This is a genomic window from Maritimibacter alexandrii, from assembly GCF_005871115.1.
Taxonomy (GTDB): Bacteria; Pseudomonadota; Alphaproteobacteria; order Rhodobacterales; family Rhodobacteraceae; genus Maritimibacter; species Maritimibacter alkaliphilus.
The window spans coordinates 620,296-636,880 of the sequence record NZ_SWKQ01000011.1; the positions used below are offsets into that span (position 1 = coordinate 620,296).

At 64.9% G+C, this 16,585-nt stretch carries 13 protein-coding genes, 1 tRNA gene and 1 other RNA gene; 11 read left to right on the plus strand and 4 right to left on the minus strand.

Annotated elements, in window-relative coordinates:
* Nucleotides 1-35: 35 nt before the first annotated feature.
* The 3 genes from FCT00_RS11195 to ssrA all read right to left on the minus strand — a co-directional run bounded on the left by FCT00_RS11195 (nucleotide 36) and on the right by ssrA (nucleotide 2,225).
* Nucleotides 36-530 carry an SspB family protein gene (locus tag FCT00_RS11195; protein WP_138423306.1) on the minus strand — a complete coding sequence of 165 codons (495 nt, stop codon included), beginning with the start codon at nucleotides 528-530 and terminating at the stop codon, nucleotides 36-38.
* A gap of 71 nt (nucleotides 531-601) precedes the next feature.
* Entirely contained in the window at nucleotides 602-1,819 is a 1,218-nt protein-coding gene (chrA, locus tag FCT00_RS11200; RefSeq protein ID WP_138423074.1) for a chromate efflux transporter, read from the minus strand.
* Between the two features lie 56 nt (nucleotides 1,820-1,875).
* Nucleotides 1,876-2,225, minus strand: a transfer-messenger RNA (tmRNA) gene (gene ssrA, locus FCT00_RS11205).
* 432 nt (nucleotides 2,226-2,657) lie between these two features.
* On the opposite strand from ssrA, the gene FCT00_RS11210 reads away from it, so the two are divergent.
* The 10 genes from FCT00_RS11210 (at nucleotide 2,658) to FCT00_RS11255 (ending at nucleotide 13,464) form a co-directional block, all read left to right on the plus strand.
* The gene (locus FCT00_RS11210; RefSeq protein WP_008328444.1) at nucleotides 2,658-3,077 is read left to right on the plus strand and encodes a universal stress protein; all 420 of its coding nucleotides are present in this window, start codon (nucleotides 2,658-2,660) and stop codon (nucleotides 3,075-3,077) included.
* A gap of 20 nt (nucleotides 3,078-3,097) precedes the next feature.
* Complete coding sequence (locus FCT00_RS11215) at nucleotides 3,098-4,828, plus strand: BCCT family transporter (RefSeq protein ID WP_138423075.1); 1,731 nt, start codon at nucleotides 3,098-3,100, stop codon at nucleotides 4,826-4,828.
* A gap of 89 nt (nucleotides 4,829-4,917) precedes the next feature.
* Nucleotides 4,918-5,355, plus strand: coding sequence for an SRPBCC family protein (locus FCT00_RS11220; protein WP_138423076.1), 438 nt, complete (start codon nucleotides 4,918-4,920; stop codon nucleotides 5,353-5,355).
* Between the two features lie 31 nt (nucleotides 5,356-5,386).
* Entirely contained in the window at nucleotides 5,387-6,814 is a 1,428-nt protein-coding gene (locus tag FCT00_RS11225) for a cryptochrome/photolyase family protein (protein WP_138423077.1), read from the plus strand.
* 60 nt (nucleotides 6,815-6,874) lie between these two features.
* Nucleotides 6,875-8,083 (plus strand): SAM-dependent methyltransferase, encoded by a 1,209-nt coding sequence (locus tag FCT00_RS11230; protein ID WP_138423078.1) that lies wholly within the window; start codon nucleotides 6,875-6,877, stop codon nucleotides 8,081-8,083.
* A gap of 10 nt (nucleotides 8,084-8,093) precedes the next feature.
* Nucleotides 8,094-8,558 carry a TrgA family protein gene (locus FCT00_RS11235; RefSeq protein WP_138423079.1) on the plus strand — a complete coding sequence of 155 codons (465 nt, stop codon included), beginning with the start codon at nucleotides 8,094-8,096 and terminating at the stop codon, nucleotides 8,556-8,558.
* Entirely contained in the window at nucleotides 8,555-9,685 is a 1,131-nt protein-coding gene (locus tag FCT00_RS11240) for an NUDIX domain-containing protein (RefSeq protein ID WP_171042965.1), read from the plus strand. The genes FCT00_RS11235 and FCT00_RS11240 overlap by 4 nt, the downstream gene beginning before the upstream one ends.
* 60 nt (nucleotides 9,686-9,745) lie before the next feature.
* Nucleotides 9,746-10,780 (plus strand): cysteine synthase A, encoded by a 1,035-nt coding sequence (locus FCT00_RS11245; protein ID WP_138423081.1) that lies wholly within the window; start codon nucleotides 9,746-9,748, stop codon nucleotides 10,778-10,780.
* Nucleotides 10,777-13,308, plus strand: a complete 2,532-nt coding sequence (locus tag FCT00_RS11250) for a DUF3772 domain-containing protein (RefSeq protein ID WP_138423082.1) — start codon at nucleotides 10,777-10,779, stop codon at nucleotides 13,306-13,308. Before FCT00_RS11245 ends, FCT00_RS11250 begins: the two co-directional genes overlap by 4 nt.
* Nucleotides 13,309-13,374: 66 nt before the next feature.
* A tRNA-Ser gene (locus FCT00_RS11255) sits at nucleotides 13,375-13,464 on the plus strand.
* A 226-nt stretch (nucleotides 13,465-13,690) separates the two neighbouring features.
* On the opposite strand, the gene FCT00_RS11260 is transcribed toward FCT00_RS11255, so the two are convergent.
* Nucleotides 13,691-15,400 carry a thiamine pyrophosphate-requiring protein gene (locus tag FCT00_RS11260; RefSeq protein WP_138423083.1) on the minus strand — a complete coding sequence of 570 codons (1,710 nt, stop codon included), beginning with the start codon at nucleotides 15,398-15,400 and terminating at the stop codon, nucleotides 13,691-13,693.
* A 151-nt stretch (nucleotides 15,401-15,551) separates the two neighbouring features.
* Between FCT00_RS11260 and FCT00_RS11265 the strand changes: the two genes are divergently transcribed.
* Entirely contained in the window at nucleotides 15,552-16,505 is a 954-nt protein-coding gene (locus FCT00_RS11265; protein ID WP_138423084.1) for a TAXI family TRAP transporter solute-binding subunit, read from the plus strand.
* Nucleotides 16,506-16,585: the final 80 nt, after the last annotated feature.

Here is a 16,585-nt window from a genome sequence, read left to right on the forward strand (position 1 = left end):
CGCCCGTGTCGGCGGGCTGAAGGTTTTGTGACGGCTTACTTGCGGAAGCTGTCGAGGCTCACGACCTCGGCGTCCTTGGGCGCGGATTTGCCCTTGTCGGCCTCGCGCGCTTCGCGCACCGGACGCGCGGGCGCGTCCTCGATATCGGCCACATCGTCGTCTTCGTCGTCGTCATCGTCCTGCGTTTCGAACCGCAGACCGAATTCCACCGATGGGTCGACGAAGGTGCGGATCGCGTCGAAGGGGATGTACATGCGTTCGGGGTTGTCGCCGAAGTTCAGCGTCACCGCGAACCCGTCTTCGGTGACGTCCAGATCCTCGAACCAATGCTGCATGACGACCGTCATATCCTCGGGAAACCGGTCCGAAAGCCAGTCGGCCAGTTCCACCTCGGGGTGCATCGTGTCGAAGGTGATGAAGAAATGATGCGCACCGGGCAGCCCGTTTTCGGCCACGTCGGACAGGACCTGACGGATCAGGCTGCGCATGGCGTCGTGCATCAGGTTTCCGTAGTCGATGGACCGCGACATATTGGTTCCCATGGTCTCCTGCCCTCACCATACGGGATTCGGATGGGATGAAAAGGCGGCGTGTTCACATTTCATGGGACCATGCCGGTGAGCCATCCGGCCCCCGCCAGAAGCACGAGGGCGAGGGGAAGCGGCAGGCGGAAGAGCGTGAGAAAGACCGCCGCCAGCACCGTCAGCCCGACCGCGACCCATGACAGATCGCCGGGCGTTAACTGACCGTTTTGAAACAGGAAATGGCGTGCGAAATACAGCGCGAGGGCGGCGATGACGCCGACGACCGCCGCGCTGACGGCGCTCAGTCCGGCGGCCAGCCGGGGATGCGCCGTGAGCCGGTCCAGATGCGGGGAGAGCGTGAAGACGAGGCCGAAGCAGGGCGCGAATACCGCCCAGAGCGTCAGCACGCCTGCGCCAAGGGCCGCTCCGGTGCCCATCGGGGCGGCGGCGACCATCCCCGCGAACTGGGTGACGAGGATCAGGGGGCCGGGCGTCGTCTCGGCCAGCCCCAGCCCGTCGACCATCTGGTCGGGGGTGAGCCAGCCCTGCGTTTCGACCAGCGCCTGCGCCATCCACGCGAGTGCGGCATAAGCGCCGCCGAAGCTGAAGATCGCGAGGCGCGAGAAGAAGGCGGTGATCTGGGCAAGATGCTCTGCGCCGATCAGCCAGAGGATCGCGAGCGGTGCGAGCCAGAGTAAAGCCCAGAATGCTGCCGTCCTGACGCTGCGCCCGACGGGCGCCGGGGCCGCCACATGCTCCACCGTTCCGCTGCCGAAGGCCGCGCCAGTAAGCGCGGCGACGAGGACGACCACGGGAAACGGAAGCGAGAACAGGGCGAGGGCGATGAAGGCGGCGAGGGCGAGGGCGCGGGCCCTCCATGTGGTCAGAACCTTGCGCGCCAGCCGGGCAAGCGCCGTGGCCACCACCACGATCACGGCGGCCTTGATGCCCATGAACGCCGGTTCGACCCCCGGCAGACCGCCCCAGCGCAGGTAGGCCAGCGTGATGAGCGCCATGGCGACCGCACCGGGCAGCACGAAAAGCGCCCCGGCGATCAGCCCGCCCAGCGTTCCCCGCAGACGCCATCCCGCGTAGGTGCAGAGCTGCATCGCCTCGGGTCCAGGCAGGAGCATGGCGAAGGACAGGGCGCGGGTGAACTGCGCCTCGCTCAGCCAGCCCAGCCTGTCGACGAGTTCGCGGTGCATGACGCCGATCTGCGCCACCGGCCCGCCGAAGGACAGAAGGCCGATCTTGGCGAAGGTGCGGATCAGGTGGCTTAGGCTGGGTGGCTGCATGGCGCGATAGGGCCAGCAACCCGTGAGCGGCGCAAGAGCGTTCGTGATGGGGGATTAGTGCAGGTTTCTGTTGCCAGGTACCTGCGAACCCCGCCTTACGCTGCTAGGCGCAAGGGCTTAAATTTCGATCTTTCGGACTGCTTAGGCAGCCAGAGCGATCGGAGCACGATTGTCGTTGGCAATTATGCATTGTGAACCGATAACGGTGGTATCTCACCGGGACAAAGCAACACCTTTACACGTTCGTCGATCCTGTTTCGGCCCCATGTCCCCCCAACGACGGGTGTTTGGTGGAGCCGCCGGGTACCGCCCCCGGGTCCGATCCGCTTATTACGAGCGCGTTTATGCCCATAGTCCCCGAAGGGACAGGACAGATATAGGTCGGACCTTGGGGTTTGAGAAGGGGGTGCGGGCGAAATCCGGTGCGGATTCCGGTTCGAATTCGCGCGATCAAAGTGGGGCGACGAGGCGGCATTCCTGATGGTCGCGGACGACTGCGCCTGAATGGCGGCCTTGGCGGGCCGGACGTGGTGAGGGTCTGGATCGGGTGGCGGGGCATGGGGCAGGCCGCCACGCCGCCGGGAATCGGCCCCTCGATTCGGCACTCGCCGCCGCGCCCGACATCCGGCCCGTGCCGTTTCGGCCTGCGCCAGCGTCGCTTGATCGCCTGTTTGCGACGCCGATGTCGTAAATGGGGAAACTCGTTTGCGAAATCCATATCCTACGTTAACCTTCACTTACGGGCGGACGCGTTGCGGAGACGCCGCATCGCCCCCCGAAACGTCAAGAAGATGCGGGCGGCGCCCTAGGGTCCCGACCTGCACGGAGAAGGGGGACCATGTTCAAACACATCATGGCGCCGGTCGATCTGGGTCATCTGGAGGGGCTGGAACATGCGCTCAAGGTGACGGCCGACCTCGCCAAACTTTACGACTGCGACGTCACATATGTCGCCGTCGGCGCATCGACCCCGGGCAGCCTCGGGCACAACCCCGAGGAATTCGCGCAGAAACTGGGGGAATTCGCGGCCTCGCAAGGTGAATTGCACGGGGTCCGGACCAAACATCACGCGATGACGTCGCATGATCCGACGACCGAAATGGACGATGCGCTGCTGAAAGCGGTGGACGAAACCGGGGCCGACCTCGTGGTCATGCAAAGCCACGTGCCGGGGCTGATGGACTACATCTGGCCGTCGAACGGCGGCAAGATCGCGGGCCATGCCAAGGTCTCGGTCATGGTCGTGCGCGGCGCCTAAGCGAACAGGAAGGATAACACATGACGGAAACAACCGACGATCAGGGCATACCCCAACCAACGGGTCATGCCGACGTGATCGAAACCGAATACGAGATCGGGCAGGACAATATCGAGTCCTCGATCGGGCCCTTCGGGTTCGACATCCACAACCCGGTCTTCCTGATCTCCGGCCTTGCGATCGTGGCGTTCGTGCTGTTCGCCTTCATCGCGCCGACGACGACCGCGAACTTCTTCTCGGGCGTCGATGCCTCGGCAGTCGAGGGATGCGAAGCGGGCGCGTTCTGCGATGTGGGTCTGAGGGCCTATCTCACGTCGGGCTTCGACTGGTTCTTCCTGTCGGCGGCCAATATCTTCGTGATCTTCTGCCTTCTGCTCATCGTGACGCCCCTCGGCAACGTGCGCCTCGGCGGCGTCGACGCCAAGCCGGACTACGGCTACGCCGGCTGGTTCGCCATGCTGTTCGCCGCCGGCATGGGCATCGGCCTGATGTTCTTCGGGGTGCTGGAACCGGCCTATTACTTCGGCACGCCTTGGGGTGACGAGCCGCTCGGCGCCGTGCGTCCCTTCACCGAAGACGGCGCCCTCATCCCCGAGAACGTGGCCGAGGCGAAACGGATGGCGCTAGCCGCCACATCCTATCACTGGGCCTTGCATCCCTGGGCGATCTACGCGGTCGTGGCGCTGTCGCTGGCATTGTTCAGCTACAACAAGGGCCTGCCGCTTTCGATCCGCTCGGCCTTTTACCCGATCCTCGGCGACCGTGTCTGGGGCTGGTGGGGCCACATCATCGACGTGCTCGCGGTGTTTGCCACGCTCTTCGGTCTGGCGACCTCGCTGGGCATCGGCGCACAGCAGGCCAATGCGGGCCTCGGCTTCGTCTACGGCGTGCCGGTCAACACCACGGTTCAGGTCATCCTGATCTGCGGGATCACGGCCATCGCGCTCGTCTCGGTGCTTCGGGGTCTCGACGGGGGCGTCAAGATCCTGTCCGAGATCAACATGGTGGTCGCGGTCGCGCTCCTGCTCTTCGTGGTCATCACGGCGGGCGTCGTGCAGGTGTTCGGCAACTTCTTCACCGGGCTTCTCGGGTATTTTCAGGAGATCATTCCCCTGTCGAACCCGATCGGACGGACGGATGACGGCTACCGCGAAGGCTGGACCGCGTTCTACTGGGCCTGGTGGATTTCCTGGTCACCGTTCGTGGGCATGTTCATCGCCCGCGTGAGCCGTGGTCGTTCGGTGCGCGAGTTCGTCACCTGCGTTCTCATCATCCCGTCGCTCGTCTGCGTGTTCTGGATGGCGACCTTCGGCGGCTCCGCCATCGCCGATATGGTGGCGAGCCCGGAAGCCTCGGCGGTGAAGGCGAACGTGATCGACAGCTACAAGCCGGAACTGTCGCTCTTCGCGATGCTTCAGGGCCTGCCGCTTACCGCGATCACCTCGACCATCGGGATCGTGCTCGTCATCGTGTTCTTCGTGACCTCGTCGGACTCCGGTTCGCTGGTCATCGACACGATCACGGCGGGCGGCAAGGTCGATGCGCCTGTCCCGCAGCGCGTGTTCTGGTGCACCTTCGAGGGGGCCGTCGCCATCGCGCTCCTTGTCGGGGGTGGGTTGTCATCGCTACAGGCGATGGTGATCTCCACCGGCCTGCCGTTCACGATCATCCTGCTGCTCATGTGCTACGCGATCTGGAAGGGTCTGGCATCCGAGCGCACGACGGTGAAAGAGGCTCTGGCCGCAGAGTGACCCAAGCCCCCGGCGGCCCGTGTCGCCGGGGGTTCACACCGCTTGACAGTCCACATCATGCGCGCACTCTGGCGCAAACGGAGGCTGCCATGCGTTATGTCGAACAAACCACCATCGACCGGTCCCGCGACCGCGTGATCGCGAAATTCGACAACCCCGAGAACCTCGCGAAATGGCAGGAAGGGCTGGTGTCGATGACGCATCTGTCCGGCACGCCGGGGCAGGCGGGCGCGAAGTCGAAACTCGTCTACCAGATGGGCAGCCGGACCATCGAGATGGTGGAAACCATCGAAGAGAACGCGCTCCCCGACCGCTTCGTCGCGATCTACGAGGCCGACGGCATGTGGAACCGCAACGAAAACCACTTCGAGGAAACCGACGAGGGCAACACCGAGTGGTCGATGCTGTGCGAATTCCGGCCCAGCAGCCTCATGCTCAGGGTGATGGCGACGCTGATGCCGGGGATGTTCCGAAAGCAGACCCGTCAGAACATGGACGCGTTCCGCGATTTCGTCGAAAACGGTTGAACCGGGCGGGGTTACGGGGCGTAGACCCTGCATGAGTGCTTCACCCGTCATCCTCTGGTTTCGCCGCGATCTGCGGCTGTCCGACCATCCCGCCCTGTGTGCTGCCGCCAAGGCCGGCCTCGTCATTCCCCTGTTCATCCGCGACCAGTCCGTCGATGGCCTGGGTGCCGCCGCGAAATGGCGGCTGGGCGAGGGGCTGCGGGTGTTTTCCGAGGCACTGGAAGAGCGCGGCCTGAAACTGATCCTGCGGCGCGGCAACGCGCGCGACGTGTTGCGCGAGGTGATCGAAGAGACCGGGGCGACCGAAGTGCATTGGTCCCGGCTATACGACCCGGAAGCGATCGAACGGGATACGGATGTGAAATCCGCGCTCAAGGAGGCGGGTATCGTGGCCGAAAGCCACCCCGGCCACCTGATATTCGAGCCGTGGACGGTCGAGACGCAGACGGGCGGGCCCTACAAGGTCTACTCGCCGTTCTGGCGCGCCGTGAAGGACCGCGACGTCGATGACCCGCTGCCGACGCCGGACCTGACCGGGCCTGAGAGCTGGCCCGACAGCGACGATCTGGCGGACTGGGCGCTTGGCGCGGATATGAACCGTGGGGCCGGGGTGCTGGCGAAATACTGCAATCCGGGCGAACGCGCGGCGACATCGCGCCTCGGGTCGTTCGTGGCGCACAAGATCGATGCCTACAAGGCCGACCGCGATCTGCCGGCCGAAGATGCGACCAGCCGGATGTCGGAATACCTGACCTATGGCGAGATTTCCCCGCGCCAGCTTTGGGCCGCCGGGGCGCGGGCGATGGACGCGGGCAAGGCGGGGGCCGAGCATTACCTGAAAGAGGTGGTCTGGCGCGAGTTCGCCTATCATCTGCTTTACCACTTCCCCCAGATGCTGACCGAGAACTGGCGCGAGGGGTGGGATGACTTTCCATGGCGCGAGGATGAACGACTGGCCGAGGTCAAGGCGTGGAAGCAGGGGCGGACGGGCGTGCCCTTCGTCGATGCGGCGCTGCGTGAGATGTATGTCACCGGCTACATGCACAACCGCGCCCGCATGATCGTGGCGAGTTACCTGACCAAGCACTGCATGATCCACTGGCGCGTGGGGCAGGCGTGGTTCGACGATTGCCTGACCGACTGGGACCCGGCCTCGAACGCGATGGGCTGGCAGTGGGTGGCGGGCTGCGGCCCGGACGCGGCCCCCTATTTCCGCGTCTTCAACCCCGAGACGCAGGGCGAGAAGTTCGACCCCAAGGGCACCTATCAGAAACGCTGGATCGCAGAGGGTCAGACCAGCCCGCCCGAAACCGCCACCGACTATTTCGAGGCGATCCCGAGAAGCTGGAAAATGGAGCCGGGCGGAAACTATCCGCGCGAACCTGTCGTGGGTTTGAAGGAGGGGCGCGAAGCCGCGCTCGCCGCATACGAGGCGCGTCCGAAAGCCTCAGACAGTTAAGAAACCCTTGCGAGAGCGGGAAAAATCCGCTCACCTATCCAAAAAGACAGGGACGACCGAATGATCCACACCTCGACCAAGGGGCAATCTGACTTGCCCCGCTATTTTCCGCAGGTCTTCTTCATCGCTCAGAAAATCGGCAAGGGCCGTGTCGATTTCGTGATGCCCGATGGCCGGACGTTCCGCGCCGAGGGGAAGGAACCCGGGCATGTGGCCGAGGTGCATATCCATTCCGACGACGTCTTCGCCCGCCTTGTGCGCGAGGGCGATCTGGGCTTTTGCGACAGTTACATCGAAGGCGGCTGGTCGACGCCCGACCTGCAATCCTTCCTCGACTTCATTCAGGACGGGAACGATGTGCTTTACGCGGGCTTCAACGGCGGTGGTATCATTCGCGCCTACGAACGGTTCCGCCACTGGCTGCAACGCAACACCAAGAAGCAGGCGAAAAAGAACATCTCGGCCCATTACGATCTGGGCAACGATTTCTACACGCTTTGGCTTGACGACACGATGACCTACAGTTCCGCCTACTTCAAGACCGGGCAGGAAAGCCTTGAAAAGGCTCAGGAACAGAAATACGCCAGCATGATCGACGAGATGGGCGCGCAGCCCGGCGATCATGTGCTCGAGATCGGGTGCGGCTGGGGCGGTTTCGCCGAATATGCCGCGAAAGAGCGTGGGCTACAGGTGACCTGCCTGACCATCAGTCAGGAACAGTTCAATTATGCCGTGGATCGCATTGAAAAGGCCGGGCTTTCCGACCGGGTGACGATCAAGCTTCAGGACTATCGCGACGAAACCGGCCAATACGACGGCATCGCCTCGATCGAGATGTTCGAGGCGGTGGGCGAGAAATACTGGCCGGTCTATTTCGAGACGCTGAAGAAGTGCCTGAAGCCCGGCAAGCAGGCGACGCTCCAGATCATCACGCTGACCGAACGGCGCTATGAACGTTATCGCAAGGGCGTCGATTTCATCCAGAAATACATCTTTCCGGGTGGGATGCTGCCCTCGAAGACGGTGCTGCGGGCCGAGATCGACAAGGCGGGACTCGCGTTTCGCAACCAGATCGCGTTCGGGGAAAGCTACAGCGTGACGCTCAGGCGCTGGTTCGATACGTTCAACGCGAAATGGGACCAGATTCAGACCATGGGGTTCGACGACAGGTTCCGGCGGATGTGGAACTTCTACCTTGCAGGCTGCGCCGCGGCGTTCCACACCGGCAACTGCGACGTGGTGCAGGTCACCGTGGGAAAACCCGCCTGAGGAGCCAGACATGGCCCGGATGAATGCCAGACGACTGCCGACCTTCGCGGGTCTCGTGGCCGCGATCCTGCTTGCCGTGCTTGGCGTCGGCGTCTCGGAACTGACGCGGCCCTATTTCGACGAAGGCACGCCGCTTACGTGGCTGCACCCGGTCGCGGCTGCGATGGGGCTGATCGTCGGCTGGTTCTTTACCGGACCGAAGCTGCAAAAGGGCAAGGGGAACCCGGTTGCGATTGGGCTGACCTCGTCGATCGTGCAGGCCTTCCTGACCATGTTCATCTTCGCCTCGGACCTGATGCTGACGCGGGCCTTGCGCAATTCCTACCGCACGGTGATGGAGGCGGTCGCCGGCGTGTTCGAAGCGATGATGGATTACGGCATCCGGGTTGCGCAGCCCGACGTGATCGTCGCCACGCTTCTGGGCGGCGTGCTGGTCGGCTTCATCACCAACTGGGTCGCACGGCGGACACGGTGAGCGACCTTCCGATCTTCGTTTTCGGCACCCTGTGCCATGATGCCCTGCGCGACGTGGTGCTGGGGGACGCATCCGTTGTTGCGGCTGTGCCCGCCTGTCTGAGCGACTACCGGACCCATTGGGTCGAGGGGCAGGACTATCCCATGCTGGTGCCCACGCCGGGCGCGCAGGCCGATGGTCTGATCCTCGACGGTCTAACCGACACCCATCGTGCGAGACTGGACTTTTTCGAGGGCGGGTTCGGCTATGACCTGATTGAGGTCGACGTGACCTCGGGGGGCGAGACCCGGAAAGCGTTGCGGTTTCAGCCCGATCACGATGCGCGGCCCGGCGTGGCTTGGCGCTTGTCGGACTGGGCCGATTTGCACGCGCCGCTCTGGGCCGCGGCGGCGCGCGAGGCGATGGGATATTTCGGCCGGATCACCGGGGCCGAACTTGCCGCGCGGATGCCGCTCATCCGGCTTCGGGCTGCGGCGCGGGTGCGGGCCGAGGCGTCGCTTCCCGCCACGCTGCGCTCGGACATGGACACGTCCGCCGACATCGATGTGCTCGCCACCCGCCAGCCCTATGTCGACTATTTCGCCGTGGGCGAGGTCGATCTGACGTTCCGCCGTTTCAACGGCACGATGAGCGCGCCTGTGACCCGCGCGGCCTTTCGCATGGGCGATGCGGTGACGGTGCTGCCCTACGATCCGGTGGCCGATACCGTCCTGCTGGTCGAGCAGTTCCGCATGGGGCCCTATATGCGCGGCGATCCGAAGCCTTGGCTGCTGGAACCCATCGCGGGCCGCGTCGACCCCGGAGAGACGGTCGAAACGACGGCCCGGCGCGAGGCGCTGGAAGAGGCCGATCTGAACGTCACCAAGCTGCATTACGTCAGTGGGCATTATCCCAGCCCGGGCGCGGTGACCGAGTTCATCTATGCCTACGTGGCCGAGGCCGATCTGTCGGCCAAGGATGGCACCGTCGCGGGGCTGGCGAGCGAGGCGGAGGACATCCGCTCGCACGTCATATCCTTCGATCACTTCATGCGGTTGGTCGAGACTGGCGAAGTGGCGGCGGGGCCGCTCGTCACCTCGGCCTATTGGCTGGCACTCAACCGCGCACGATTGCGCGGGGATGCTTGATACCCGCCCCCCGGTCACATACCAAGAAGATGGAATGTGACGACATAAAAAGGCAGGCTCATGGACACGCGCAAGGATCTGGTGGATCTGATCGGGAACACCCCGCTGGTGAAGCTGAAAAAAGTGTCCGAAGAGACGGGCTGCGACATCTACGGAAAATGCGAGTTCATGAACCCCGGCCAGTCGGTCAAGGACCGCGCCGCGCTGTTCATCATCCGCGACGCCATCGCGCGCGGTGAGCTGGCCCCCGGCGGCACCATCGTCGAGGGGACGGCGGGCAACACCGGGATCGGCATCGGGCTGGTCGGCGCCGCCATGGGCTTTCGCACCATCATCGTGATCCCCGAAACGCAGAGCCAGGAAAAGAAGGACATGATCCGCATCGCCGGTGCGGAACTCGTCGAAGTGCCGGCGGTGCCTTACAAGAACCCGAACAACTACGTGAAATACTCGGGCCGGCTGGCCGCCGAGATCGCCAAGACCGACCCCAAGGGCGCGATCTGGGCCAACCAGTTCGACAACGTGGCGAACCGTCAGGCGCATATCGAAACCACCGGGCCGGAGATCTGGGACCAGACCGACGGTAAGGTTGATGGCGTGGTCTGTGCTGTCGGCTCCGGCGGCACGCTTGCGGGCCTTGGCATGGCGCTTCAGCCCAAGGGCGTGAAGGCCGCCATCGTCGACCCCGAGGGCGCGGCACTTTACAGCTACTACACCACGGGCGAATTCGCCTCGGAAGGCTCGTCGATCACCGAGGGGATCGGGCAGGGGCGCATCACCGCGAACCTCGAAGGCTTCACCCCCGACATGGCATACCGCGCCACCGATGCCGAGGCGCTGCCCTATGCGTTCGACCTGCTCGAACACGAAGGCCTGTGCGTCGGCGGATCGTCGGCGATCAACATGGCGGGCGCGGTGCAGATGGCGCGTGAAATGGGGCCGGGCAAAACCATCGTCACGATCCTGTGCGACTATGGCACGCGCTATCAGGCCAAGCTCTATAATGCCGAGTTCCTGCGCGACAAAGGCCTGCCGGTGCCCGCGTTCCTCGCCCGCGAGCCCCGCGACCTGCCGACGGTGTTCGAGGACGCATGATCCAGCGGACCGCCCAAACACTCTGGCTGGCGCTCGCCGCGCTGTGTGTGAGCGTGGTCCTCGCCACCGCGCAGGACACCGCCGGACAGGAGAACCCGGCCCCCGAACCCGAAATCGACGCGCCGATCGTCGACGATCCCACCGTGTCCGCCGCCGAGCAGATGATGCAGGGGATCGAGCCCCCCGATGGCGCGCCGGATTATGACGCGTGGTCGCAGGTGGCCGCGCGGGCCGAACGGGCGCTGGAAGCGGGCCGGGCCTCGGACGAGGTGCTCGAAGGGCTGCGCGACGAGATCGACGGCTGGCGGGCGGAGTTCGCGGCGGCGAGCGACGAGAACAAGGTGCGCATCACCACGCTGCGCAACCAGATCGCGGCGCTTCCCGAGCCGCCCGCCGATGGCGAAACCGAAAGCCCGGCGCTGGCACGGGAACGCGAGCAACTGACCAGCCAGCTGGCCCAGATCGAAACCCCGGTGCGGGCCGCCGAAGTGGCTTTTGCCCGCGCCGACACGATCATTTCCGAGATCGACGACCTGCTGCGCACGCGTCAGACGGAAGAGCTGTTGTCGGCCGGGCCGAACCCGCTCAACCCCGCCAACTGGTCGCAGGCCCTGTCCGACCTTGGCGGGACGATGCGCGATGCGTGGAACGGCACGCGGTCGTCGCTCGACACCGAAACGCAGCGCGCGGAATTCCGGCAGGCGTTGGTCCCGGCGATCATCCTGCTCGTCATCGCCTTCGTGCTGCTGTTTCGCGGGCGAAAATGGGTTATCAACGCGGGCAACCGCGTCCGGTCGAGCGGTGACGGGCCTGCGCGCGGCGTCTGGAGCTTCCTGATTTCGCTGGGTCAGGTGATCGTCCCGCTTCTCGGCCTAGTCGCCGCGATCCTCGCACTCAGCCTGTCGGGGCTCATGGCTCAACGCGCCCAGCTTATCGCGCAACTCATGCTCAGTATCGGGATCAACCTCATCCTCGCCCGCTGGCTCGGGGTGCGCGTCTTCGGGATGCCGGGGGCGGAAAGTCAGGTTCTGAACCTCGGCAACCTCGCCCGCGCCGAAGGGCGGTTCGAGGCGACGATGCTTGGCCTGTCCTTCGGTCTTTACGTCTTCGTCTTCCAACTCGCGGAATTCGAGGGCTACCCGGACGCGACGCGCGCCGTCCTCGAACTCCCCGTGCTGGTGCTGGCCGGCGTTCTGATGGTGCGCATGGGCAGGCTCCTGCGCAATCACCGCGAGTCGATCGAAACGGGCGAGGACGAAGAGGGGCCGAACTTCATCGACCGGACCCTGTCGCTGGCCGGGCGCCTTCTGATGATCGTCGGCATCGTCGGCCCGATCCTCGCCGTGCTCGGCTATTCCCAGCTTGCCGGGACGGCGGTTTTCAACACGGCCTCGTCCTTCGCGCTGATCGGCTTCCTCCTCGTACTGCACGGGTTCTTCGTCGACCTCTACGGCATGGTGCGCAAGACCACGACGGCGGACGCACAGAACGCGCTTGTTCCGGTGCTTGGCAGTTTCGTCGCCATCATCCTGTCGTTGCCCTTCTTCGCCCTGATCTGGGGCGCGCGGGAGAACGACCTGCGCGAGATCTGGGGCACGATGATGCGCGGCATCACCTTCGGGGATACCGTGATCTCGCCCTCGGACGTGTTGCTTCTGATCGTCGTTTTCCTGCTGGGCATCGGGCTGACCCGCCTGATCCAGGGGATGCTCAAGCAGACGGTTCTGCCCAAGACCCGGATCGACATCGGCGGGCGCAACGCGATCACGTCGGGCATCGGCTACATCGGTATTTTTCTTGCCGCCGTCATCGCGATCACCTCGGTCGGGATCAACCTGTCCTCGCTCGCGGTCGTCGCCGGTGCGTTGTCGGTCGGCATCGGTTTCGGCCTTCAGAACATCGTGTCGAACTTCGTGTCGGGCATCATCCTGTTGATCGAACGCCCGATTTCCGAGGGCGATTGGATCGACGTCGGCGGGCGCATGGGGATCGTCAAGGACATCTCGGTGCGCTCCACCCGGATCGAGACCTTCGACCGGACCGACGTGGTCATCCCGAACTCGGACCTGATTTCCGGGGTGGTCACCAACTACACCCGCGGCAACCGGGTCGGGCGGCTGGTGATGGACATCGGCGTCGGCTACGGATCGGATACCCACCGCGTGTCCGAGATACTCATGGAAATCGTGATGGATCACCCGATGGTCACGGTGAACCCGGAACCGCAGGTCGGGTTCATGAACTTCGGGGCCGATGCGCTCGAGTTTCAGATCCGCGCGATCCTGTCGGACGTGTTCTTCATCCTCAAGGTGCGCGACGAGTTGAACCACGAGATCGCACGCCGTTTCGCCGAGGAGGGGATCGAGATCCCGTTCGCACAGCGCGACATCTGGCTGCGCAACCCCGAGGCGCTGCGCCCCGTGGCGGCATCGAGCGACGCGACCGGCGTCACGATCCGCCGCCCGGACGACCCCCGGCTCGACCCCGACAGCGACGTCACGCCCGAAGACGGGCTCGACGGCGACTGAGCCCCGAAAAACATGCGAAATCGCCCCTTGCAAGCCGGGGCCGGGTCCGGGTAGATACCCCGGCACGGAGAGGTGGCCGAGTGGTCGAAGGCGCACGCCTGGAAAGTGTGTAGGCGGGAAACCGTCTCCAGGGTTCGAATCCCTGTCTCTCCGCCACTTGCCCCGGTTACCCTGCTTTCGCCATGACCTGCGCCGTGGTTCCCGACTCGTGACTCCGTTCCACATATCCGCGCGCTATCCGGAATGCTTGGCCACCGCCCTCACCGAATGGCGCGCGCTTTGCCTAGAGATGCCGCAAAGAACCCGTGTCGGCAGACACCTTTTGACCTGTTCGCTCGGCCCCCCGAAACCAAGCCAAAACGCCCGAACGGTGCCGCCGGGTCTAATTGACGTCCGAGATCCCGACAGCCACGTCCAGCAGCGCGGGGCGGCCTTCGGTTCGGATCGCTTGGATCGCGCGGGTCAGGGCCGCGGGGAGGGCTTCGGGCTCTTCCACGCGTTCGGCGAATGCGCGGCTCGCTTTCGCGATGGCTGCAAAATCCGGGGTTGGGGCAAGCGAGGTCAGGGGCATCTCGTTCGCGCGGACCGCGGCACCCTCGGGATAAGCGCCCAGGATCGAGCGTCGGACGGCATTCCACATCGCGTTGTTCTTCACGATGATGAGGACGGGCAGGCCGAGGGCTTCGGCGACCTGATGACAGGCGACCGGGTTTGCGAAGATGTAGGAGCCATCGCCCATCGCGGCGATCGTCAGCTTGCCCGGGCGCGCGAGTTGTGCGCCCATCGCGGCCGGGAGCGCCCATCCCAATCCGCCGGAATGCGGGTTCGAGAACAACCTGTTCGGGCCCTTGAGCCGCATGGCGCCGGGAACCAGACCGAGTTCGCTGAAGATCACGGCGTCCTCGTCCATGATGTCGGAGAGGCAGTGGCTCAACCATTCCGCGCCCATCGGGGTCGCGGCGCGGGCGGTTGCGACGATCTCCGCGCGGCGGCGTTCGCGGCGGTCTGTTCGGTCGGTCAGGCGCTGGGTCCGGTTGGCAAGGGCCGGGGCCTCGGTCGTCATCGCCCGCGAAATGGCCGCGATGGTCATGGCCGGGTCGCCGGTGAGTGAGAGGTCCGAGCGATAGCCGCGGATCGGCATGCGGGTGAACTGCGGGTCCGCGCCGATATGGATGATCGTCGCGTCCGGGGCAGGGGCCTGCGTGGCCTCGATCCACGGCACGCCAGAGTCGACGACGACGATCACGTCAGCCTCGCGTGCCAGTGTCGGTTCGTATCCCAGCGATGCCGGGTCGTCGTGGGCAAGCAGGTTGCGCACCACGAACGGCTCGACGGTGCCGATCCCATGCTCGCGGCCAAGCTCGGACAGAGCGGAGGCAAGGCGGCCATCAGGGTCACCGCGCTGGCAGATGACCAGAGGCCGCTCGGCCCCGGCGAGGGCCCGCGCAGCGGCCTGCACGGCGTCCGGGTCCGGTGCCGGGGCCGTGGCGGCGGGGCGGGGCGACGGATCGGAGGCCTGAGGCGGCGCGATGCGCGCGGCCAGGGGTTCGCGCGGCAGGCTCAGATAGACCGGGCCACGCGGTTCGGACATGGCGAGCGACACGGCGCGGGAGGTGAGCGCGCCGGCCTGATCCGGGTAGCGCATTTCGTAGTCGAACTTGACCGCCTCGCGCACGAGCGAGGTCTGGTCATACATTTCCTGCCCATACTGGATGGGGGTCATGCGGCTGCCCTCGTGCCCGGATTCGGTAAGCGGTGTCCGGCCGGACATCATCACGATCGGCACGTTGTCGGATGCTGCGTTCAGCACGCCCATGACGGTGTTCGCGAGCCCCACGTTGACGTGAACCATCACCGACTGCGGCTTGCCGGAGACGAGGTAATAGCCATGTGCCATGCCCACGGCGGCCGTTTCGTGCGGGACCGTCACCGGGGTCGGCATCTCGGGGGCCGAGGTGCCCGCAAGTGCCTCGATAATCGAAGGAAAATCGGTTCCTGCATTGGCAAATAGGTAGTCGATCCCATTGGCCTTGAGGCCCGTCAGAAGCGCCTCTGCGCCGGTCGGCGCGGTCGCGCTGCTCGCATCATCCATTCCGTTCTCCTCCCTCGGTCCGTGGTCGGACCCTGCGGATAAATTGTTCTTGTCATTCACCTTTAGCAACCCCAAACTGATCCCGAATCTCATAAAGTGAGATTTGGGTTCGCTCCTTGGAGGGGAGCGGCACAACTTGGGAGGAAATAAAATGCGCAAGATATTCGCGTCTGCGGCCATGGCGGCCGGCCTTGTGGTCGGTGCCGGTGCCGCACTGGCTCAGAACGTGGGGATCGCCACGTCGAACCCCGGTTCGCTGTTTCACAACATCGGCACGTCGGTGGCGAACGCGGCCAACGCAAACGGCCTGAACACCACGATCCAGCCCGCCACCAGTCCGAACCAGTTCATTCCGTTCGTGAATTCGGGCGGCATCGAATTCGGCGTGGCGAACCTTCAGGAGGTGAACTACGCGATCACCGGAGAAGAGTGGTGGAACGGGGTCCAGAACCCGAACCTGCGTGTCGTCGCCCATCTTCAGCCGCTGGTCGAAGCGATCTTCGTGCGCAAGGACAGCGACATCATGTCGGTCGCGGACCTTCGGGGCAAACCGATGACGGACGGCTATACCGCGCAGAACACCATCCTGCCGCAGCTTTCCGCGTTCTACTCGACCGCGGGCATGACCCGTGACGATGTCGAAAAGGTCTCGGTCGCCTCGGTGGTGGCCGGTGCGGATGCCTTCATGGCCGGCGATACGGTCGGCTTCATCTTCGCCCATGGCGCCGGCAAGGTGCGCGAGGCGGATGCCGCCGTCGGCGGTCTGCGCGCACTCGGCGTCGGTGACGACAGCGACGAGGCACTGGCCGCCGCGCGAGAGCATTGGCCCACCGCTTTCTTCACGACCCTGCCCGAGGGCGCCATGCCCGGCGTGCTCGAGGAAACGACCTATATCGCGTTCCCGCAGGTCGTCTTTACCCATGCCAACGTGCCGGACGACGTGGTCTACGAGATGGCGAAGGCCATGTACGAACAGGCCGCCGTCATGGGCGACACCTTCCCGCCGATGCGTGCTTTCAAGCCTGAGAACATGCGCGGCGATCCGGGTATCGCCGAGTTCCATCCGGGGTCGCTGCGCTTCTTCGAAGAAGTCGGCTTGAACTGAGGCACCACTGATGGCGGCTATGGACCAACGGAAGGCCGGTTTCGGCCTTCCTCCCTCGGTGTGGCGCCCGATCTCGAACG

Excerpts from the sequence above, each read along its gene's own strand:
- FCT00_RS11195 (WP_138423306.1), bottom strand. The coding sequence starts at position 530 with ATGTCGCGGTCCATCGACTACGGAAACCTGATGCACGACGCCATGCGC.
- chrA (WP_138423074.1), bottom strand. The coding sequence starts at position 1,819 with ATGCAGCCACCCAGCCTAAGCCACCTGATCCGCACCTTCGCCAAGATC.
- FCT00_RS11210 (WP_008328444.1), top strand. The coding sequence starts at position 2,658 with ATGTTCAAACACATCATGGCGCCGGTCGATCTGGGTCATCTGGAGGGG.
- FCT00_RS11215 (WP_138423075.1), top strand. The coding sequence starts at position 3,098 with ATGACGGAAACAACCGACGATCAGGGCATACCCCAACCAACGGGTCAT.
- FCT00_RS11220 (WP_138423076.1), top strand. The coding sequence starts at position 4,918 with ATGCGTTATGTCGAACAAACCACCATCGACCGGTCCCGCGACCGCGTG.
- FCT00_RS11225 (WP_138423077.1), top strand. The coding sequence starts at position 5,387 with ATGAGTGCTTCACCCGTCATCCTCTGGTTTCGCCGCGATCTGCGGCTG.
- FCT00_RS11230 (WP_138423078.1), top strand. The coding sequence starts at position 6,875 with ATGATCCACACCTCGACCAAGGGGCAATCTGACTTGCCCCGCTATTTT.
- FCT00_RS11235 (WP_138423079.1), top strand. The coding sequence starts at position 8,094 with ATGGCCCGGATGAATGCCAGACGACTGCCGACCTTCGCGGGTCTCGTG.
- FCT00_RS11245 (WP_138423081.1), top strand. The coding sequence starts at position 9,746 with ATGGACACGCGCAAGGATCTGGTGGATCTGATCGGGAACACCCCGCTG.
- FCT00_RS11250 (WP_138423082.1), top strand. The coding sequence starts at position 10,777 with ATGATCCAGCGGACCGCCCAAACACTCTGGCTGGCGCTCGCCGCGCTG.
- FCT00_RS11260 (WP_138423083.1), bottom strand. The coding sequence starts at position 15,400 with ATGGATGATGCGAGCAGCGCGACCGCGCCGACCGGCGCAGAGGCGCTT.
- FCT00_RS11265 (WP_138423084.1), top strand. The coding sequence starts at position 15,552 with ATGCGCAAGATATTCGCGTCTGCGGCCATGGCGGCCGGCCTTGTGGTC.